The sequence below is a fragment of the Streptomyces sp. NBC_00377 genome (assembly GCF_036075115.1).
In the GTDB taxonomy this organism is placed as follows: domain Bacteria; phylum Actinomycetota; class Actinomycetes; order Streptomycetales; family Streptomycetaceae; genus Streptomyces.
Window position 1 is genome coordinate 1,434,089 of the sequence record NZ_CP107958.1, and the last position, 18,543, is coordinate 1,452,631.

The following is an 18,543-nucleotide window of genomic DNA, read 5'->3' on the forward strand; positions in this document are numbered from 1 at the left end:
TGTAAGTACAAACTCTTGACAGTGCGGGTCCCCTGGACCTACACCTGGGGGACGCCAGGCCCCCCACGATCACCGAGGAGCGTCGCACATGGCCGAGCCGGCCCCACCACCGGACCTGATCACCACGGGTTCGTCGGGGTCGATCTCTACCCTTTGCGCCCGGACCTACCCCTCGCACGCGCGCAGGGGCACGTCCGGGGGCCCGCATCAGGCCCCACCGACCCGAGGAGGTGCTCTCATGGCGAAGACCGGCGACCGTTCCCGTGCCGTGCCCGGCTCCGCGCTCGAACCGCTGCATTTCGCCCTGGACCGCACCAGCCCTGTGCCCCTCTACTACCAGCTCGCCCAGCAGTTGGAGGCGGCGATCGAGCAGGGCGCCCTCGCCCCGGGAAACCTTCTGGGCAACGAGATCGACCTGTCGACCCGCCTGGGCCTGTCCCGCCCGACGGTCCGTCAGGCGATCCAGTCCCTGGTCGACAAGGGCCTCCTGGTGCGACGGCGCGGAGTGGGCACGCAGGTCGTGCACAGCCAGGTGAAACGGCCGCTGGAACTGAGCAGCCTCTACGACGACCTGGAGGCGGCCGGACAGGGCCCCACCACGCAGGTCGTGCGCAACGCACACGTGCCGGCGACCGCCGACGTGGCCGCCGCGCTCGGCGTCGCGCAGGGCAGCCAGGTCACCGTCCTCGAGCGGCTGCGCGCCACCCACGGGGAGCCGGTGGCGTTCCTGTGCAACTACCTCCCGCCGGCCCTTCTGGAGCTCGACACGGAGCGTCTGGAGTCGACCGGCCTGTACCGGCTGCTCCGCTCGGCGGGCATCACCCTGCACAGCGCCCGCCAGACCATCGGCGCCCGCTCCGCCACCGGCGAGGAGGCCGCCCTCCTCGCCGAGACGGAGGGGGCGGCCCTGCTGACCATGCAGCGCACGGCGTACGACGACACCGGCCGGCCGGTCGAGTACGGGACGCACATCTACCGCGCGTCCCGGTACGCCTTCGACTTCCGGTTGCTGGTCAGGCCCTGAGGACCTGCCTACCTCGGGGCCATCCGCAGTGCGCCGTCCATGCGGATCGTCTCGCCGTTGAGGTAGTCGTGCTCGACGATCGACAGAGCCAGCTGCGCGTACTCCTCGGGCCGGGCCAGGCGGCGCGGGAAGGGCACGCCCTCGGCGAGCGAGGCACGGAACTCCTCCGACACGGTGGCCAGCATCGGTGTCTCCACGATGCCCGGGGCGATGGTGCACACCCGGATCCCGTACTGCGCGAGGTCGCGGGCGGCGGGCAGGGTCAGTCCGACGACCCCGCCCTTGGAGGACGCGTAGGCGGCCTGGCCGATCTGGCCGTCGTAGGCGGCGATGGAGGCGGTGTTGACGATGACGCCCCGCTGGCCGTTCCCGTCGGCCTCGGTGGCGGCGATGGCCTCCGAGGCGAGCGCGAGCACGTTGAAGGTGCCGATCAGGTTGATCTGGATCACCTTGGCGTACAGGCCGAGGTCGTGGACGCCCCGTTTGCCGAGGATCCGCGCGGACGGGCCGATCCCGGCGCAGTTGACGACCGTGCGCAACGGGACCCCGGAGCCGGCCGCGGCGGCGACGGCGTCGCCGACCTGCTCGGGGTCGGTGACGTCGGCGGGCACATAGGTCACCCCGGGCACCTCGGGCGCCTTGTCGATGCCGTCCTTGAGGTCGAGGGCGAAGACCCGGGCGCCGCGTCCGGCGAGGGCCTTCGCGGTGGCCGCGCCGAGGCCGGACGCACCGCCGGTGACAAGGGCGGCGGTGTTCTCGAGCTGCATCATCACTCCTTGCCGAGGACGGTGAGCACACCGCCCTCGTCGCGGTCCAGCGCACGGGAGATGATCATGCGCTGGATCTGGTTGGTTCCTTCGAAGATCTGCATGACCTTGGCCTCGCGCATGAAGCGCTCCACGGGGAAGTCGCGTGTGTACCCGTATCCCCCGAGGACCTGCACGGCGTCCGTGGTCACCTTCATGGCGTTGTCCGTCGCCACGAGTTTGGCGATCGACGCCTCCCGTGTGAAGGGCAGGCCGAGATCCTTCAACCGGGCGGCGGACAGCGCGGTGGCCCGCGCCGACTCGATCGCGGCGCCCATGTCGGCGAGGACGAAGGCCAGGCCCTGGTGCTCGATGATCGGCTTGCCGAAGGTCTCCCGCTCCCGCGCATAGCGCACCGCGTGGTCCAGGGCGCCCTGGGCGAGGCCGGTGGCGACGGCCGAGATGCCCAGGCGGCCGCAGTCGAGGGAGGCCAGCGCGATCTTCAGCCCCTGGCCTTCCTCCCCGATCCGGCGCTCCGCGGGCACCCGTACGTTCTCCAGCCGCATGGTGGCGGTCGCCGAGCCCGTCAGCCCCATCTTCCGCTCCGGGGGGTCGGCGCTGAGCCCCGGGGCGTCGGCGGGGACCAGGAAGCACGAGATGCCGTGCGCGCGGTCGTCCGAAGTACGGGCCATGACCGTGTAGAAATCGGCGTAACCGCCGTGCGTGGTCCAGGCCTTGGTGCCGTTCAGCACATAGTCCCCGTCGCTCTCGCGGACCGCGCGGGTGAGCATGGCCGCGGGGTCCGAGCCGGCGTGCGGCTCGGACAGGCAGTACGCGCCGAGCAGCTCACCGCCCAGCATGCCGGGCAGCCATCTGCGGCGCTGCTCCGCCGTCCCGAAACGGGCCAGCGGGAAACAGGAGAGAGCGTGCACGGAGATGCCCACGGCGACGCTCGACCAGACCGCGGCGACCTCCTCCAGGACCTGGAGGTAGACCCCGTACGGCTGGTCCGCCCCGCCGTCCTCCTCCGCGAAGGGCAGCCCGAGCAGGCCGCTGCGCCCGAGGGTGCGGAAGACGTCCCGGGGGAACGCCCCGTCCGCCTCCGCGTCGGCGACCCGGGGTGCGAGTTCCTTGGCGGCGAGGGTGCGCGTGAGCTGGATGAGCTCGACGGCTTCCTCGGTCGGCAGGGCGCGGGTGGCAGGCATGGTGACCTCCACGGACTAGTACTGAAAGTGATACTGGAGTGCGTACCAGCGTATCATTCACAGTACGGAAATGGGCAGTGCGGAGCCCCCGGGATCCGGACGCAAGAGCGGGACCCGGCTGGTGGGGAGCGGGTTCAGGACGAAACGGCGTGCACGATCAGCGAGGCGAGCTGCTCGTAGGCCTCCGCGTCGGTCAGTCCCGTGCGCGACTTGAGCTCGCCCTGCTGGATCTGGCGCATGGTCGCGGCGGCGACCTCACCGACGAAGGCGGTGTGCACCTCCCGGAAGGCGCCGTCCGAGACGCCCTCGGCGATCAGCCGGCGCACCCGCTCCGCCGCCATCCGCGTGTTGGCCTCGTAGACCTCGCGGGCGGGCGGGAAGTCCGCCACGTCGTCCAGGAACCGGCGCGAGAGCGGGCGCAGTTGCTCGGCCACGGCGGTCAGGTACACGCGGACGCGGTCCGAGGGGTCGACGGTCTGGGCCACCCGCTTCTCGACGGCCTCGGTCGCCCCGCGGAAGTAGTGCTTGACCGCCTCCACGACCAGGCCCTGCTTGCTGCGGGCGAGCTGGTACAGGGTGGTCTTGGAACAGCGCAGCCGCTCGGCGAGGTCGTCCAGCGTGAGGTCGGAGAACCCCTCCGCCGTCAGCAGCGAGACGAGGCGTTCCAGCAGGTCGGCCTGTCTGGCCGTGCGGCGGGGAGACGGCATGATCTCAGCGTAGCCCCCCGGGTTACTCCCCGGTCACCCCCTGGTCGTCCGAGCGCGGCGGCCGGGGGGATGCACCGGCCCGCTCGAAGTGCGCTCGCGGGCACGGGCTTTGCGAGCAGCGACGCGGGCCCGGGCGCCGGGCCCTCGGGGGCCGTCGATCCCTGAACGCACCGAAGCCGCCTTCCCGAGAACGAGAAAGCGGCTTCCGACCCGCTGTGAAGCTGGTCGGGACGACAGGATTTGAACCTGCGACCCCTTGACCCCCAGTCAAGTGCGCTACCAAGCTGCGCCACGTCCCGGTGCGCTTCGCACGGCATCCGCCATGTGATCGCGCGAACAGCACTTTACCCCACACCGGGGGGTGCGCCGAAGGGGGCGGGGCCCGGACGCGGGACAATCGGCGTATGGACCCTTTGGGCAGCACAGGAGGTACGGGCGGCGGCCGGACCGCGGGCCCCCGGGACCGGGACGGTGAGGGGCGGGCCCGCAACGCCCGGCCGAGGGACGGGCTGGGCCGGCCCCTGCCGTACGGCACGGCCGGTGTGGAACGGCAGCCCGAGGGCGTCGTCCGCACGCCGCGGGAGACCGTCGCCGAGGCACAGGTCCTGCTGGACGCCGGGAAGCCGTTCCACGCGCACGAGGTGTTCGAGGACGCCTGGAAGTCGGGCCCCGAGTCGGAGCGCACCCTGTGGCGCGGGCTCGCGCAGCTCGCGGTGGGTCTGACGCACTCGGCCCGGGGGAACCTCACGGGCGGGGCGCGGCTGCTGCGGCGCGGTGCCGGGGCGGTGCGGGAGTGGGCGGCCGGCGCGGGACAGGACCGGCCGTACGGGATGGATCTCGACGCGCTGGCCCGCTGGGCGGACGACCTGGCGGACACCGTGGAGTCGAGCGGCACCGCCGTGGACGCGCGGACCCGGGCGCCCCGGCTGCGCTGACCCGGCACGCTCACCGTCCGTGGCGTACGGCAGACTCGGGGCGTGCGAAGGATTCATGTCATCGGTATCGGCGCGGGCGACCCCGAGCAGCTCACCCTCCAGGCGGTCCGGGCGCTGCGGAGCACGGACGTGTTCTTCGTCCTGGACAAGGGCGAGGTCAAGAGCGACCTGACGCGGCTGCGCCACGACCTGCTCGACACACATCTGCCGCAGGGCGCCTACCGGGTGGTCGAGGCCCGGGATCCGGAGCGGGACCGCGGGGCCGGCGGTGCGGCCTACTCCCCCGCCGTCGGCGACTGGCGCAGCGCCCGCGCGGAGATCTACGAGCGGCTGATCGCCGGGGAACTCGGCCCGGACGAGACGGGTGCGTTCCTGGTCTGGGGCGACCCGGCGCTGTACGACAGCACGCTGGGCATCCTTCAGGAGGTGCTGGGCCGGGGCGCGGTGGCCTTCGAGTACGACGTCGTCCCCGGGATCAGCAGCGTCTCGGCACTCGTCGCCCGGCACCGCACGGGCCTGAACCGGGTGGCGCGTCCGGTGCAGATCACGACGGGCCGGCGGCTCGCCGAGGGGTTCCCGGAAGGGGTGGACGACGTGGTGGTCATGCTGGACGCCCACCAGGCCTTCCGGGAGTACGCCGACGAGGACGTCGACATCTACTGGGGCGCCTATATCGGGACCCCGGACGAGATCCTCGTGTCCGGTCCGATCGCCGAGGCCGGCCCGCGCATCGAGCGGCTGCGCGCCGAGGCCCGCGAGCGCAAGGGCTGGATCATGGACACCTACCTGCTGCGCCGCAACCCGGGCCGGGAATAGCCCCGGCCGCCCGGCGCCCCGACGGCGATGTGGGGGGGCGGTGGGGCCGGCTAGCGCAGCAGCAGCTGGAGTCCGCCCACCACGGTCGCCGCGATCACCAGCCGTTCGAACAGCCGCTGGTTGATGCGGTGCACCGCCCACTTGCCGAACAGCGCGCCGGGGACGACGAACGCGACGAGCGCGGCGTCCAGGAGCAGCGAGTCGCCGTCGATGAGTCCGAGACCGGCGCTGAACGGCACCTTCGAGACGTTGACGATCAGGAAGAAGAACGCGGAGGTGCCGAGGAAGCCGAGTTTGCGGAAGCCGGCCGAGAGCAGGTACAGCGACATCACCGGGCCGCCGGCGTTGGCGACCATGGTGGTGAAGCCTCCGAGGACGCCGTAGGAGCGGGCCTTGATCCGGCCGGACCGGGTGGCCACGGCGTCGGGTTGGTCGGCCGCGTCGGCCGTGCGCCGCCGCCACACCGTGACGCCCGCCATCAGCAGCAGGATCGCCCCGATCGAGGTGCGGACGATCCCGTCGTCGGCCCACACCAGGAACACCGTCCCGAACACCACACCGGCCGCGACCGCCGGGAACAGCCGCCACAGCGTGGGCCAGTGGGCGTGCCGCCGGTAGGTGAGGACGGCCAGGACGTCGCCGGCGATCAGGATCGGCAGCAGGACGCCCGTGGAGGCGCGGGCGGGCAGGACCGCCGCGAAGATCGCGAGGCTGACCGTGTTGGCCCCGCTGACGGCCGTCTTGGAGAAGCCGACGAGCAGGGCCGCGAGGGCGAGCGCCCCGAACTCCCAGCCGGTGATGTGCCACAGGTTCATCGTGTTCATCGGGGCCCTCTTTCGTGGATACCCCGGCCTTCAGGCCGGGGAGGAGACGAAGCTCCTGCGGAGCGGGGCAGGGGAAGTCGGTTCGCCGCCAGGGCGGACCGGCGTCCACCGCCCACCGGCCGACATCCGTCACTCACAGGGGAGCTGATGGAGTGTGAGATATGGCGGAGCAGGTCAAGCGGGCGTTCAGGTTCCGCTTCTACCCCACGGACGAGCAGGCGGCTGAGCTGTCGCGTACGTTCGGCTGCGTCCGCCTGGTGTACAACAAGGCGCTGGAAGAGCGCACCCGGGCCTGGTACGGCGAGCAGCGCCGCGTCTCCTACGTGCAGTCCTCCGCCGCGCTCACGCAGTGGAAGAAGACCGAGGAACTGGCCTTCCTGACCGAGGTGTCCTCGGTTCCGCTCCAGCAGGCGCTGCGCCATCTTCAGACGGCGTTCGCCAGCTTCTTCGCCAAACGCGCGAAGTATCCGCGCTACAAGTCGCGCAAGAAGTCCCGCGCGTCGGCCGAGTACACCCGCAGCGCCTTCACCTGGCGCGACGGACAGCTCACGCTCGCCAAGATGGCGGAGCCGCTGGACATCCGCTGGTCACGTCCACTGCCCGATAACAGTGAGCCGACCACTGCGACCGTGTCCCGCGACGCGGCGGGACGCTGGTTCGTGTCCCTGCTGTGCGAGGACAGCATCGCCCCGGCCCCCGCCACCACAGCGGCGGTCGGCCTGGACGCCGGGATCACCTCCCTGGTGACCCTGTCCACCGGGGAGAAGATCGCCAACCCCAAGCACGAGCGCCGTGACCGCGCCCGTCTCGCCCGTGTGCAGCGGGAGCTGTCGCGCAAGGCGAAGGGCTCGGCGAACCGGGAGAAAGCCCGGCGTCGCGTCGCCAAGGTCCACGCGCGGATCGCCGACCGGCGCCGCGACTTCCTGCACAAGCTGTCGACTCGTCTCGTCCGTGAGAACCAAACGGTCGTGATCGAGGACCTCACCGTCCGCAACCTGCTGAAGAACGGCAAGATCGCCCGCGCCATCTCCGATGCAGCCTGGACGGACCTGCGCTCCATGCTGGAGTACAAGTGCGCCTGGTACGGGCGCGAACTCGTCGTGATCGACCGCTTCTTCCCCAGCTCCAAGCTGTGCGGAACCTGCGGCACGGTCCGCGGGAAGCTGCCGCTGAACGTCCGCGAGTGGACATGCGACGGCTGCGGCACTGTGCATGACCGCGACGTGAACGCGGCGCGCAATATCCTGGCCGCCGGGCTGGCGGTGTCTGCCTGTGGAGACGGTGTAAGACCTCAACGGGAGTCCTCCCGGACGGGGCGGTCGTCGATGAAGCAGGAACCCCAGCGGGCGACCGCTGGAATCCCCCGCCTTTAGGCGGGGGAGGAAGTCAAGCGGAGACCGATGCTACGCACAGCTATCGCATGGCCAGAAGGGTGTCTCGCCTGATGGCCGTCCCGCCGGTGCACCCGGCGGATCCGGCATCCGGTCTCCCGGTCGGAGACCGGCCTGTGCGCGTGCCCGTGCCTGCCTCTGCCCCGTCCGCCGCGCCCGCAAGGCGGAACGCCTCCCTGGAGGTGACACCCTCCCGGAGGGTGCCGCTCGCCGCCCGGAACGGATCGCCGACACGGCTGTTTGCGGTGGTGCGGCCTGGGCACCCGCGCCCTCATGGAGTGGTTGCGCAGTGCCGCCTGCGTGGGCGAGGACCCTGAGCTGTTCTTCCCCGTGGGCACGACCGGACCCGCCTTGCGGGACGTCTCGGCCGCCAAGCGCGTCTGCGCCCGCTGCACGGTGAGCCCCGAATGCCTGTCCTACGCGCTGGCCATCGGGCAGACCTCGGGCGTGTGGGGCGGGACAGGCGAGGAGGAACGCGCCGAACTGCTCCGCACCACCAGACGCGAAGCGATGAGCACGACGTGACGACCACCGCGCGGCGCACACCGGGCGACACGCACCGGCGCACCGCGACCCCGCGCGGTGAACACGACGCGATGAGAAGGAGCACCGTATGACTGTCGTGAAGAGCCCGCTGCCCGAACCGGCCCGCCAGGTCACCTTCGAGGCGTTGCAGAGCACGCTCGTGGATCTGCTGGGCCTCTCCCTGATCGGGAAGCAGGCGCACTGGAACATCGTCGGTCCCCGGTTCCGCTCGATCCACCTCCAGCTCGACGAGGTGGTCTCGGCGGCCCGCACCTACGCCGACACCGTCGCGGAGCGCGCGGCGGCGCTGGGCCTGCCGCCCGACGGCCGTCCGGAGACCATCGCCTCGGCGTTCACCCTGCCGTCCCCGAAGGACGGCTGGCTGCGTGACGAGGACGTCGTCCAGCTGATCGCGGAGACCCTGGGGGACGCCATCGGACGGCTGCGGGAACGGATCACGGCTACCGAGGAAGCCGACCCGGTCACCCAGGACCTGCTGATCGCGATCACCGCCGACCTGGAGAAGCAGCGGTGGATGTTCGAGGCGGAGAACTGGCCGCGCGAGAGCTGACCGACGCCGGAGAACGACCCGCACGGAGAGAACCGGGAGAACCGGGAGAAAGGGGCCCCGCGATGGCCGACGCCCTCGAACTCGACGCGCTGTGGGAGGACTTCCACCGCGTGGTGAACATGACCTCGCAGGAGCTGGCCGCCTGGCTGCGGGTGCGTGACGCCGACGAGAACGCCGAACCCCTGCCCGAGGAGGCGGGGACGCCGACCGGGCAGCACGTGCTGGCGATACTCCAGAAGCGGCGCACCGACCTGACCGACGACGACGTCCGCGTGATGTACCGGGTCGTGGACACGGTCACCGCACAGGCGGACCTGGAGAACGAGCCAAAGGCCGAGGACACCCGCAGCCGCCACCGCCTGATGACGATCGGCCACGATCCGCTCAAGCCGTAGGCCCCCGCGCGGTCCGCCGACTCAGCCGGTGAGCCGGGAGAGCGCCGCCGACACCAGCGTGCGCACTCCCGGCACCAGCACCGACGGGTCCGGCGCGAACAGTGCGCTGTGGTTCCCCGGCACGGCCGCGAACTTCTCCCGCAGCTCCTCCCCCGGCGCCGCCTCCCACACGGGCGCCGGGGTCGAGGTCACGTACCAGTAGTCGTACGGCACGCCCTCCGGGGCGAGCAGGGAGAAGTCCTCGCTGCCCATCGCCTGGCCGAAGTCGAACACCGTGCCCGCGCCGAAGAGTTCACCGTGGACCGCGGCGATCTCCCCGTCGAGGGCCGCGTCGTTGACGGTGGTCGGGCAGCCCGGGCGGACCGTCACCCCGGGCGGGACCGGGCAGCCCGCCGCGGCGCACTCCCCCTCGACGACCCGCCGGATCGCGGTGAGGACGCGCTCGCGGACCCGGGCGTCCTGGGTACGCACGTTCAGCGCGAGCCGGGCCTCGGCGGGGATGATGTTGGAGTTCGTGCCGGCGTGGAAGCTCCCCACCGTCAGCACCGCCGAGTCGCTCGCCGCGACCTCGCGTGCGACGACGGTCTGAAGCCTGGTCACGATGTACGCGGCCGTCACGACCGGATCGACCGTCGACTCGGGCCGTGAACCGTGGCCTCCCACACCCTGCACGACGACGTCGACGTCGTCCGAGGCCGACAGGGTCAGGCCGGGCGTGTGCGGGTAGAACCCGGCGAGCCCGGGCGCCACGTGCTGGCCGAACAGCACGTCCGGGCGCGGGAACCGGGCGTGGATCCCGTCCGCGACCATCGCCGCCGCCCCGCCCCCTGCCTCCTCCGCGGGCTGCCCCACCACGACGAGCGTCCCGGACCACGTCCCGCGGGCCGCGGCCAGCGCCTCGGCCGCGGCCGCCAGCCAGGTGACGTGCAGATCGTGGCCGCAGGCGTGCATCACCCCGTCGACGGTCGAGGCGTACGGCAGCCCCGTCGCCTCCCGCACGGGCAGCGCGTCCATGTCACCGCGCAGCCACACCACCGGCCCGTCACCGTTGGCGAGCACCCCGACGACGCCGGTGCGGGCCACCCCCTCCGTCACCGCATACCCCGCCGCGCGCAGCCGCAGGGCGAGCTTCGCGGCGGTCCGGTGCTCCTGGAAGGACAGCTCGGGATGGCGGTGCAGGTCCTGGTAGAAACCCTCCAGATCGCCCGGGTCGATTCCCGAGGTGATCTCCCGGGTGAGGCGGGCGACGACGGCCGGTTCGGTCATACCGCGCAGCCTACGAGAGCGGTCCCGGCGGCCGCAGGCGGCGAGGCCGATCGGCCGAGCGGCCGAGGAACCGGCGTGTGGATCCCGGCCGTTCGGCCGAGGCGAGCGAGGGCCGGGGCGGGCGAGGGCCGGGGCCTGATGGCCCGGGCACCGGGCGGTGGTCGGGCGGTGATCGACACCGCCGTCACCGTCTCGCCCCGCTCCGGTGGACTTCCCCGCGGCCGGGGCCGTCCCTGCGGGCGCCCCCCCCGGGACCGTCCCCGGTCAGAGGTCCAGCAGGCGGGCGACGGTGCGCAGGACCCCGTTGTCGTTGTTGGAAGGCGCGAGGTGGCGGGCCCGGCGGAGGACCTCCGGGTGGGCGTTGGCCATGGCGAACGACCAGTCGGCGGCGTCCAGCATCTCCAGGTCGTTGAGGTAGTCGCCGAACACCATGGTCTGCGCGGGCGTGATGCCCAGTTCCCGCTGGAGCGCGCGCAGCGCGGCGCCCTTGTGGGCGGTGCGGTTCATGACGTCGACCCAGTGCTCACCGGAGACGACGACCTGGTGGGTGCGGGCGAAGGGGGCGAGCGCCGGGGCGGTGGTCCGCGCGACGGACCCGAAGTCGAAGAGGGCGACCTTGAGGATGTCGTCGCCGACGGCGGTGACGTCCTCGACGACCCGGTGCCGGACGTAGTACCTGCCCACCTCGGCCAGGAACGCCTCGTCGGCCCGCTCGACGTACGCGGACCGCTTCCCGCAGACGACGGCGCCCAGGTCGACGCCCTCGGAGGCGAGCCCCCGTACGGCCTCGATCACCTGCGCGACCACCGCGGGGTCCAGCGGGTCGGAGCTCAGTTCCTCACCGTCGCGCACCACGTACGTGCCGTTCTCCGCTATGAACGCCATTCCCTCGGCGACCTCGGCGAACTCCGCGGCCAGGGTGGCGTACTGGCGTCCGCTCGCGGGGGTGAACAGCACCCCGCGCTCCCGCAGCCGGGCCAGCGTCTCCCACAGGCCCTCCGGCACCTTCTTGTCGTCGTCGAGGAGCGTGCCGTCCATGTCGGTGACGATCAGCCGGATGTCGAGGGGACCCGCCGCCGGGTCGGACGCGGTCGGACGGGGGGCGTGCGAGTAGGGCATGTCCTGCTTCCTGGTACGGGGGTCACCGGAATTTCACCCTACCGGGGACAGCGGTGATCATCCGGCGGCACAATGGCGGACAGGGCAGGTCCGAGGTCCCGGAGACGGGCGGAACGTGAGAAGGGGCGGTCGCGTGAGCGGGTCCGCACGGCTGGACACCAGCGTGGCGCACAACGCGCGGGTGTGGAACTACTGGATCGGCGGCAAGGACAACTACGAGGTCGACCAGCGGGTCGGCGCGCACGTCGCCGGGATGTTCCCGCTCATCCGGGAGATCGCCCGCGCGGACCGCTGGTTCCTGGGGCAGGCGGTGCGGTTCCTCGCCGAGGAGCGCGGGGTGCGGCAGTTCCTCGACATCGGCACCGGACTGCCGACGGCCGACAACACCCACGAGATCGCGCAGCGCGTCGCGCCCGAGTCCCGGATCGTGTACGTCGACAACGACCCCATCGTGCTGGCGCACGCGCGCACGCTGCTGACCGGCACCGCCGAGGGCGTCACCGACTACATCGACGCCGATGTGCACGACCCGGCCGGGATCCTCGAGCGCGCGGCGGGCACCCTGGACCTCACCCGCCCGGTGGCGGTGATGATGCTGGGCATCCTGAACTTCGTGCTGGACCTCGACGCGGCCCGGGACGTCGTGCGCAAGGTCATGGCCGACGTCCCCGCCGGCAGCTTCCTGGTCCTGACGCACCCCACCCACGACAGCGCGGTGGGCGGCGAGGGCCAGATCCCGGCGATGAAGTTCTGGAACGAGAACGCCACCCCGCCGATCACCGCGCGCGGCGGCGAGGAGATCGCCTCGTTCTTCGAGGGCCTGGAACTGCTGGAGCCGGGCCTGGTGTCCTGTTCGCGCTGGCGCGGCGAGGCCGACTCCCTGGCGGTGGTGCCGCAGTACGGCGCGGTGGCCGTGAAACCCTGACGGACGTACGGCGCACACCGGACGTACCGACCGTGGAGGACGAATGACCACCCTTGCCGATCCCGTCCCCGGTGGGCGTCCCGGCGACGTCGAACGGGCCACCGCGCTCCGCGGCGAACTGTCGGCGACCTCGGTGCACGGGATCGTCCTGTCCTACGTCGACACGGCGGGCGTCGGCCGGGTGAAGGCGATCCCCACGGCCGCCCTGGCCTCGGCGGCGGCCTGGGGCGTCGGGATGTCACCGGTGTTCGACACCTTCCTGGCGAACGACCACATCGTGGCGACCGAGGTGCTCGGCTCCCCGGACGGCGACCTGCGCCTGTACCCGGACCTCGACCGGCTCGTCGTCCTGGCGGGACAGCCCGGCTGGGCCTGGGCCCCGGTCGACCGCGTCACCCAGGACGGCGAACGCCACCCCGGCTGCTCCCGCACCTTTCTGCGCCGTGTCGTCGCGGACGCGGCCCGCGAGCACGGTCTCGCCTTCAGGGCGGGCATCGAGATCGAGTGGTCGGTCGGCCTGGACTCGGCTCCCCGGGGGGAGTTCGTGCCGGCGGCCACGGGACCCGCGTACGGCGCGACCCGGCAGGTCGAGCTGAGCGACTACACCGCCGACCTGCTGGCCGCGTGCGCCGCGCAGGGCGTGGACGTCGACCAGATCCATCCCGAGTACGCGCCCGGCCAGTTCGAGATCTCGGTGGGCGCGCTCGACCCGGTGGCGGCGGCCGACCGCAGCGTCCTGGTCCGCCAGACCATCCGTGCGCTGGCCCGGCGGCACGGCCTGCGGGTGTCCTTCTCCCCCGCCGTCGGCGCGGAAGGCGTCGGCAACGGCGGGCACGTCCACCTCTCCGCCTGGCGGAACGGCACGAACCTGCACGCGGGCGGCGAGCGGCGGTACGGCATGACGGCCGACGCGGAGGCGTTCGCGGCCGGTGTGCTGGCCCGTCTCCCGGCCCTGACGGCGGTGACCGCGCCGAGCCCCGCGAGCTATCTGCGCCTCAAGCCCTCCCAGTGGGCCGGGGTGTTCACCGCCTGGGGCCTGGAGACCCGCGAGTGTGCGGTGCGGCTGGTGCGCGGGACGGCCGGGCGGCGCACGGAACAGGCGAACCTGGAGGTCAAGCCGGTCGACCTGGCCGCCAACCCGTACCTCGCCCTCGGCTGCCTGATCGCCGCCGGACTGCACGGGCTCGCGTCGGGCGCCGTGCTGCCCGAGGAGACGACCGGGGACCCGGCGCGGCTGGGCGCCGGGGAGGCGGGCGCCCGGGGCGTGCGCCGGCTGCCGACCTCGCTGGGCGGGGCCCTCGCCGAGTTCCGCGCGGACGAGGTGCTGCGGGCCGCGCTCGGTCCGGTGCTCGCCGACGCGGTGAGCGCCGTGCGGCAGGGCGAGATCGACGCCGTCGAAGGTCTCGACGACGAGCGGGTGGCCGCGGCCTACCGCTGGAAGTACTGAGATGGCCGGCGGACCGGTCCACGAGGCCCTCGCCGAGCTGGAGTTGGTCGACCACCACTGCCACGGCGTCGTCACCGAGCCACTGGACGGGCCGGGCTTCGAGGCGCTGCTCACCGAGGGCGACCGATGGCCCGGCTTCTCCGCGTTCGACACGCCCGCCGGGGTGGCCGTGCGCCGGCACTGCGCGCCGCTGCTCGACCTGGAGCGGCACGCCCCGCCCGACGTCTATCTGGCCCGGCGCGCCGAACTGGGCCCGCGGGAGGTGAACCGGCGTTTCCTCGGCGTCGCCCGGACCGGCGTCTTCTGCGTCGACACCGGGTTCGCCCCGCAGCGGCTCACCACGCCCGCCGAGCTGGCGGAGGCCGCCGGACCGGCGGTGGCCCACGAGGTCGTCCGGCTGGAGTCCGTCGCGGAGGACGTCGCCGTGCGGGGCGTCGAGGCCGACGGTTACGCCGACGCCTTCCGGGCGGCCGCTCTGGACGAGGTACGGCGGCCGGGAGTGGTGGCGGTCAAGTCGGTGGCCGCCTACCGGACGGGCTTCGGCCTCGACCCGGCCCGCCCCCAGGACGACGAGGTCACCCGGGCCGCCCGGCGCTGGCAGGCGCGCGGCGGACGGCTGGAGGACCCGGTGCTGGTCCGCCACCTGCTGTGGACCGCCGTCGACCTGGGGCTGCCCCTCCAGTTGCACACCGGCTTCGGCGACGACGACATCCGGCTGCACCGGGCGGATCCCAGCCTTCTCACGGACTGGCTGCACCTGACGGCGGGCACGATCCCGGTCCTGCTCCTGCACTGCTGGCCCTACCAGCGCCAGGCCGCCTACCTGGCCGCCGTGTTCGAGCGGGTGTACCTCGACGTAGGGCTCACCCTGCACCATGTGGGCCCCCCGAGAGCACGGGCGGTCCTGGAGGAAGCGCTGGAGATCACACCGTTCCGCAAACTGCTGTACAGCTCCGACGCCTATGGTGTTGCGGAGTTCTACCGGCTCGGTGCGCTGGCGTTCCGCCGGGGCCTGGGGGATCTGCTCCAGGACCGGGTGAACGCCGGCGAACTGGGCCTGCCCGACGCGCTGCGCCTGGCACGCTGGGCCGGAGCGGACAACGCCCGCCGGGTCTACCGGCTTCCCGACGGACACTGAAAGTATGATCAAGCAATGTCTGACTTGACCGAAACCACGCCGGGTTGGCTGAGCTCCGACGAGCTCGAGATGACGCGCGCCCGTATGCCGATCCTGTACGTCGAGGCGGTGCCGGTGCGCGTCGACGACAGCGGCGAAGTCACCAGCGTCGGCCTGCTGCTGCGGATGGGACCGGACGGCAACGTCAACCGGACGCTGGTCTCCGGCCGGGTCCTGCATCACGAGCGGGTCCGGGACGCGCTGCTGCGCCACCTGGAGAAGGACCTCGGCCCGGTGGCACTGCCCCGGGTGCCGACCTCGCTCCAGCCGTTCACGGTGGCCGAGTACTTCCCCACGCAGGGCGTCACCCCCTACCACGACCCCCGTCAGCACGCGGTGTCGCTGGCCTACATCGTGCCGGTGACCGGCGACTGCCGGCCCCGTCAGGACGCCCTGGACCTGGTGTGGTTCAGCCCGCAGGAGGCCGCGTCGCTCGCGGTGCAGAGCGAGATGCCGGGCGGGCACGGGTTCCTGCTGCGGCAGGCCCTCGCCCATGTCGGCCTGTCGGCCTCCTGAGCGTGATACCCGCACAGTCCGGACACCGGGCCCTGGTCGGCGCCGCGCGAGGTCGCCCCTGCACCCTCGTGGTGTGCAGGGGCTGCTGCTGCGGCGACGCCGGCAAACACCCCGGCTACGACCACGACTGGCAGCTGGCGCGGCTGCGGGCGGCCGCGGCCGACTCCGCAGGCGCCTTCGCGGTCCGTACGACGGACTGCCTCGGCCCGTGCGACCAGGCGAACGTGATCGTCGTCCAGCCGTCGGCCGGCGGACGCCGGGCCGGCGGCCGGGCCACCTGGGTCGGCTTCGCCATGGACGACGACTGCACGGACGAGATCCTGGCGTGGGCGGCGGCCGGCGGCCCGGGGGTCGCGCCGCCGCCGGTCACCCTGGAGCTCCAGTTCATCAGCCCGCCGCGGGCGGGACGGGTACGCGGCCGCCGGTGACCAACCACCCTGTTCCGAAAGCTCCTTGGGATCCGCCGATCTCGATGGCGTAGGTTGGCCCGATGGGGGCGACAGCGCAGCGGCAGGACGAGGTACACGAGGTCGGCAAGGGCGGGGCGGTCCGCTCCTCGGTGCTGATGGCGCTGGGCACCATCGTGTCCCGGGCGACCGGGCTGATCCGCCAGGTCCTCCAGGCCGCCGCTCTCGGCACCGGTCTGCTGGCCACCACGTACAACACCGCGAACACCGTCCCGACCAGCCTCTACACCCTGCTGATCGGCGGCGCGCTGAACGCCGTGCTGGTCCCGCAGCTGGTGCGGGCCCGGACCTCCCATCCGGACGGCGGGCGGGCCTACGAGCAGCGGCTCGTCACCCTCGTCGGGTCCGTCCTCGCCGTGGGGACGGCTCTGGCGGTGTGGGCGGCCCCGCAGATCGTCTCGGTGTACATACGCGACACCCCGGACAACCACGAGGCGTACCGGCTCACGGTGGTCTTCGCGCGGTTCCTGCTCCCGCAGATCTTCTTCTACGGCCTGTTCAACATCTACGGTCAGGTCCTCAACGCCCGCGAGCGGTTCGGCGCGATGATGTGGACGCCCGTCCTCAACAACCTGGTGCTGCTGGGCATGTTCGGCGCCTACCTGGGCCTGATGACCGTGCCGACGGAGGTGGCGGACATCACCGCCGCCCAGGTCCGGTTGCTGGGCCTCGGGACGACGGCGGGCATCGCGGTGCAGGCCCTCTCGCTGGTCCCGTTCGCGCGGGCCGCCGGGTTCCGCCTGCGGCCGCGCTTCGACTGGCGCGGCTCGGGCCTGGGCTCCGGTGTGCACGCCGCCAAGTGGACGCTGCTGCTCGTCCTGACGAACCTCGTCTCGCTGACGGTGGTGACCAACTACGCCAACACGGTCGACCAGAAGCTGCCGCAGGCCGGCGCGGGCTACACGGCGTACATGTACGCGCAGACCATCTGGATGCTGCCGCAGTCGGTGGTCACCGTCTCCCTGGTGACCGCGCTGCTGCCGCGCATGAGCCGCGCGGTGGCGGAGGGGCGCATCGCGGACGTGCGCGCGGACCTGTCGCGCGGGCTGCGGGTGAGCGGGGTCGTCATCGTGCCGGCCGCGTTCCTGTTCCTGGCCCTCGGTCCGCGGATCGCCACCGTGCTGTTCGCGCACGGCGCCGCCGACGCGGCCTCGGCGCAACCGCTCGGGCACATGCTCCAGGCGTTCGGCCTCGGCCTGATCCCGTTCTCCGCCCAGTACCTCCTCCTGCGCGGGTTCTACGCCTTCGAGGACACCCGCACGCCGTTTTTCATGGCGGTCTGGATCGCGGCGGTGAACATCGCCCTCGCGACGGCGTGCCACCTGCTGCTGCCCGACCGCTGGGAGGTGACCGGCATGGCCGGGGCGTACGCCCTGTCCTACCTGGCCGGACTGGCCCTCACCGCGCGCCGGCTGCGGGTGAGGACCGGGGGCCGTCTGGACGGCGGCGCGCTGCGGCGCACGTACACCAAGCTGCTGGTGGCGGCGTGCCTCGCCGCTGCCGCGGGACGTGCGGTGGACGCCGTGTGCGCGGCCCGGCTGGGCGGCGGCACCCTGCCGGCCGCGACGGCCCTCGCGGCCGGCTCCGTCACCCTCGTCCTGGTCTATCTCGGCCTGGCCCGGCTGACGAACGTCGACGAACTGCGCGGGCTGCGGGGGCCGCGGCGCCCGTAGGTGCCCCGCCCGCGGCCTCCGTAGGAGCCGCGGGCGCCTCGGCGAGCAGGCGGGCCAGAGCGGCGCGGGCGCGGGCCACGCGTGAGCGGACGGTGCCGACCGGGCAGTCGCTCACCTCGGCGGCCTCCGCGTAGGGCAGGCCCAGCAGCTGGGTCAGCACGAACGCCTCCCGCCGGTCCTCCGGCAGCGCGCCCAGCAGATCCAGCAGGACGACACCGTCGTCGAAGCCGGGCAGTCCGCGCGGCTGGGCCAGTTCGACGGCCCGCTGCCAGTCGTCCTCGTCCGACAGGCGCGGGCGGACGGCGGCGGACCGGAAGCTGTCCATGACCGCCCGGCGCGCGATGGACAACAGCCACGCCCGGGCGGAGGAACGCCCCTCGAACCGGTGCAGGGTGCCCAGGGCCCGCAGGAACGTGTCCTGGGCCAGATCGTCTGCCGCCTGCGGATCCGCGCTCAGATGGGTCACGTAGCGCACCACGTCCGGGCGCAGCGCGCGCACGAACCCCTCGACGGCGGCGGCGTCCCCGGCTTGCGCGGCCAGGGCCAGCTCGGTCGTCGACTCGTCGGCCGGTGCCGCCTTGCCGGCCCGCTTCGGGTGGTCCGCACCGCGCGGCGTCCGGTGCTTCCCGGCTTCGGCGCTCCCTCGGGTTGTGCGGTGCTTGCCGGTCTGGCCGTGCCCTGCGGTCATGACGCCGATCCTGGCAGTGGCACCGCGTCGCGTCATCCGGGACCGGGCATGTCCACAGGTTGTCCGGCCGACTCACAGCCCGGACACGGCAGCGCCCACCGCGCGCGGTCGCGTCGGAGACGCAGG

General features: G+C 72.7%; 20 protein-coding genes and 1 tRNA gene. 13 read left to right on the top strand and 8 right to left on the bottom strand.

What is annotated here, in order from left to right; genetic code table 11:
* Nucleotides 1-238 precede the first annotated feature (238 nt).
* Nucleotides 239-1,024 (top strand): GntR family transcriptional regulator, encoded by a 786-nt coding sequence (locus tag OHS71_RS06335; RefSeq protein WP_328477653.1) that lies wholly within the window; start codon nt 239-241, stop codon nt 1,022-1,024.
* An 8-nt stretch (nt 1,025-1,032) separates the two neighbouring features.
* Here the strand turns inward: OHS71_RS06335 and OHS71_RS06340 are convergent, their stop codons facing one another.
* The 4 genes from OHS71_RS06340 to OHS71_RS06355 all read right to left on the bottom strand — a co-directional run bounded on the left by OHS71_RS06340 (nt 1,033) and on the right by OHS71_RS06355 (nt 3,981).
* Nucleotides 1,033-1,791, bottom strand: a complete 759-nt coding sequence (locus OHS71_RS06340; RefSeq protein WP_328484415.1) for an SDR family NAD(P)-dependent oxidoreductase — start codon at nt 1,789-1,791, stop codon at nt 1,033-1,035.
* A gap of 2 nt (nt 1,792-1,793) precedes the next feature.
* Nucleotides 1,794-2,975 (bottom strand): acyl-CoA dehydrogenase family protein, encoded by a 1,182-nt coding sequence (locus OHS71_RS06345; RefSeq protein WP_328477655.1) that lies wholly within the window; start codon nt 2,973-2,975, stop codon nt 1,794-1,796.
* A gap of 134 nt (nt 2,976-3,109) precedes the next feature.
* Nucleotides 3,110-3,682, bottom strand: a complete 573-nt coding sequence (locus OHS71_RS06350) for a TetR/AcrR family transcriptional regulator (RefSeq protein ID WP_328477657.1) — start codon at nt 3,680-3,682, stop codon at nt 3,110-3,112.
* A gap of 222 nt (nt 3,683-3,904) precedes the next feature.
* Nucleotides 3,905-3,981, bottom strand: a tRNA-Pro gene (locus tag OHS71_RS06355).
* 105 nt (nt 3,982-4,086) lie between these two features.
* Between OHS71_RS06355 and OHS71_RS06360 the strand changes: the two genes are divergently transcribed.
* Together OHS71_RS06360 and cobF are read left to right on the top strand one after the other, a co-directional pair.
* On the top strand, nt 4,087-4,617 hold the full coding sequence (locus tag OHS71_RS06360; protein WP_328477659.1) for a DUF309 domain-containing protein: 531 nt from the start codon (nt 4,087-4,089) through the stop codon (nt 4,615-4,617).
* Nucleotides 4,618-4,659: 42 nt separating this feature from the next.
* Nucleotides 4,660-5,433, top strand: coding sequence for a precorrin-6A synthase (deacetylating) (gene cobF, locus OHS71_RS06365; protein WP_328477661.1), 774 nt, complete (start codon nt 4,660-4,662; stop codon nt 5,431-5,433).
* A 50-nt stretch (nt 5,434-5,483) separates the two neighbouring features.
* Here cobF and OHS71_RS06370 read toward each other — a convergent pair whose 3' ends face one another.
* Nucleotides 5,484-6,257 carry a sulfite exporter TauE/SafE family protein gene (locus OHS71_RS06370; protein WP_328477663.1) on the bottom strand — a complete coding sequence of 258 codons (774 nt, stop codon included), beginning with the start codon at nt 6,255-6,257 and terminating at the stop codon, nt 5,484-5,486.
* 161 nt (nt 6,258-6,418) lie between these two features.
* Between OHS71_RS06370 and OHS71_RS06375 the strand changes: the two genes are divergently transcribed.
* The 4 genes from OHS71_RS06375 (at nt 6,419) to OHS71_RS06390 (ending at nt 9,139) form a co-directional block, all read left to right on the top strand.
* A complete protein-coding gene (locus tag OHS71_RS06375) occupies nt 6,419-7,630 on the top strand; it encodes an RNA-guided endonuclease InsQ/TnpB family protein (protein ID WP_328477665.1) in 1,212 nt (403 codons plus the stop codon).
* A 291-nt stretch (nt 7,631-7,921) separates the two neighbouring features.
* Nucleotides 7,922-8,173 (top strand): WhiB family transcriptional regulator, encoded by a 252-nt coding sequence (locus OHS71_RS06380; RefSeq protein WP_328477667.1) that lies wholly within the window; start codon nt 7,922-7,924, stop codon nt 8,171-8,173.
* A gap of 88 nt (nt 8,174-8,261) precedes the next feature.
* Entirely contained in the window at nt 8,262-8,744 is a 483-nt protein-coding gene (locus tag OHS71_RS06385) for a Dps family protein (protein ID WP_328477669.1), read from the top strand.
* 62 nt (nt 8,745-8,806) lie between these two features.
* Nucleotides 8,807-9,139, top strand: a complete 333-nt coding sequence (locus OHS71_RS06390; protein WP_328477671.1) for a DUF3140 domain-containing protein — start codon at nt 8,807-8,809, stop codon at nt 9,137-9,139.
* 21 nt (nt 9,140-9,160) lie between these two features.
* Here OHS71_RS06390 and OHS71_RS06395 read toward each other — a convergent pair whose 3' ends face one another.
* Nucleotides 9,161-10,405 (bottom strand): amidohydrolase, encoded by a 1,245-nt coding sequence (locus OHS71_RS06395; RefSeq protein WP_328477673.1) that lies wholly within the window; start codon nt 10,403-10,405, stop codon nt 9,161-9,163.
* Between the two features lie 264 nt (nt 10,406-10,669).
* Nucleotides 10,670-11,524: a Cof-type HAD-IIB family hydrolase gene (locus OHS71_RS06400; protein ID WP_328477675.1), complete on the bottom strand. Its 855-nt coding sequence runs from the start codon at nt 11,522-11,524 to the stop codon at nt 10,670-10,672.
* Nucleotides 11,525-11,657: 133 nt separating this feature from the next.
* Here OHS71_RS06400 and OHS71_RS06405 point away from each other — a divergent pair, with 133 nt between their 5' ends.
* The 6 genes from OHS71_RS06405 to murJ all read left to right on the top strand — a co-directional run bounded on the left by OHS71_RS06405 (nt 11,658) and on the right by murJ (nt 17,729).
* A complete protein-coding gene (locus OHS71_RS06405) occupies nt 11,658-12,449 on the top strand; it encodes an SAM-dependent methyltransferase (protein WP_328477677.1) in 792 nt (263 codons plus the stop codon).
* Nucleotides 12,450-12,492: 43 nt separating this feature from the next.
* The gene (locus OHS71_RS06410; RefSeq protein WP_328477679.1) at nt 12,493-13,896 is read left to right on the top strand and encodes a glutamine synthetase family protein; all 1,404 of its coding nucleotides are present in this window, start codon (nt 12,493-12,495) and stop codon (nt 13,894-13,896) included.
* Between the two features lies 1 nt (nt 13,897).
* A complete protein-coding gene (locus OHS71_RS06415; RefSeq protein ID WP_328477681.1) occupies nt 13,898-15,034 on the top strand; it encodes an amidohydrolase family protein in 1,137 nt (378 codons plus the stop codon).
* Nucleotides 15,035-15,049: 15 nt separating this feature from the next.
* Nucleotides 15,050-15,589 carry an NUDIX hydrolase family protein gene (locus tag OHS71_RS06420; RefSeq protein ID WP_328477683.1) on the top strand — a complete coding sequence of 180 codons (540 nt, stop codon included), beginning with the start codon at nt 15,050-15,052 and terminating at the stop codon, nt 15,587-15,589.
* A gap of 2 nt (nt 15,590-15,591) precedes the next feature.
* Complete coding sequence (locus OHS71_RS06425; protein ID WP_328477685.1) at nt 15,592-16,017, top strand: (2Fe-2S) ferredoxin domain-containing protein; 426 nt, start codon at nt 15,592-15,594, stop codon at nt 16,015-16,017.
* Between the two features lie 137 nt (nt 16,018-16,154).
* Nucleotides 16,155-17,729, top strand: coding sequence for a murein biosynthesis integral membrane protein MurJ (murJ, locus tag OHS71_RS06430; protein WP_328484416.1), 1,575 nt, complete (start codon nt 16,155-16,157; stop codon nt 17,727-17,729).
* Here the strand turns inward: murJ and OHS71_RS06435 are convergent.
* The gene (locus OHS71_RS06435) at nt 17,644-18,417 is read right to left on the bottom strand and encodes a sigma-70 family RNA polymerase sigma factor (RefSeq protein ID WP_328477687.1); all 774 of its coding nucleotides are present in this window, start codon (nt 18,415-18,417) and stop codon (nt 17,644-17,646) included. The genes murJ and OHS71_RS06435 overlap by 86 nt on opposite strands.
* Nucleotides 18,418-18,543: the final 126 nt, after the last annotated feature.

Coding starts and splice junctions, on each gene's coding strand:
- OHS71_RS06335 (WP_328477653.1), top strand. CDS start 239: ATGGCGAAGACCGGCGACCGTTCCCGTGCCGTGCCCGGCTCCGCGCTC.
- OHS71_RS06340 (WP_328484415.1), bottom strand. CDS start 1,791: ATGCAGCTCGAGAACACCGCCGCCCTTGTCACCGGCGGTGCGTCCGGC.
- OHS71_RS06345 (WP_328477655.1), bottom strand. CDS start 2,975: ATGCCTGCCACCCGCGCCCTGCCGACCGAGGAAGCCGTCGAGCTCATC.
- OHS71_RS06350 (WP_328477657.1), bottom strand. CDS start 3,682: ATGCCGTCTCCCCGCCGCACGGCCAGACAGGCCGACCTGCTGGAACGC.
- OHS71_RS06360 (WP_328477659.1), top strand. CDS start 4,087: ATGGACCCTTTGGGCAGCACAGGAGGTACGGGCGGCGGCCGGACCGCG.
- OHS71_RS06370 (WP_328477663.1), bottom strand. CDS start 6,257: ATGAACACGATGAACCTGTGGCACATCACCGGCTGGGAGTTCGGGGCG.
- OHS71_RS06375 (WP_328477665.1), top strand. CDS start 6,419: ATGGCGGAGCAGGTCAAGCGGGCGTTCAGGTTCCGCTTCTACCCCACG.
- OHS71_RS06380 (WP_328477667.1), top strand. CDS start 7,922: ATGGAGTGGTTGCGCAGTGCCGCCTGCGTGGGCGAGGACCCTGAGCTG.
- OHS71_RS06385 (WP_328477669.1), top strand. CDS start 8,262: ATGACTGTCGTGAAGAGCCCGCTGCCCGAACCGGCCCGCCAGGTCACC.
- OHS71_RS06390 (WP_328477671.1), top strand. CDS start 8,807: ATGGCCGACGCCCTCGAACTCGACGCGCTGTGGGAGGACTTCCACCGC.
- OHS71_RS06395 (WP_328477673.1), bottom strand. CDS start 10,405: ATGACCGAACCGGCCGTCGTCGCCCGCCTCACCCGGGAGATCACCTCG.
- OHS71_RS06400 (WP_328477675.1), bottom strand. CDS start 11,524: ATGCCCTACTCGCACGCCCCCCGTCCGACCGCGTCCGACCCGGCGGCG.
- OHS71_RS06410 (WP_328477679.1), top strand. CDS start 12,493: ATGACCACCCTTGCCGATCCCGTCCCCGGTGGGCGTCCCGGCGACGTC.
- OHS71_RS06415 (WP_328477681.1), top strand. CDS start 13,898: ATGGCCGGCGGACCGGTCCACGAGGCCCTCGCCGAGCTGGAGTTGGTC.
- OHS71_RS06420 (WP_328477683.1), top strand. CDS start 15,050: ATGTCTGACTTGACCGAAACCACGCCGGGTTGGCTGAGCTCCGACGAG.
- murJ (WP_328484416.1), top strand. CDS start 16,155: ATGGCGCTGGGCACCATCGTGTCCCGGGCGACCGGGCTGATCCGCCAG.
- OHS71_RS06435 (WP_328477687.1), bottom strand. CDS start 18,417: ATGACCGCAGGGCACGGCCAGACCGGCAAGCACCGCACAACCCGAGGG.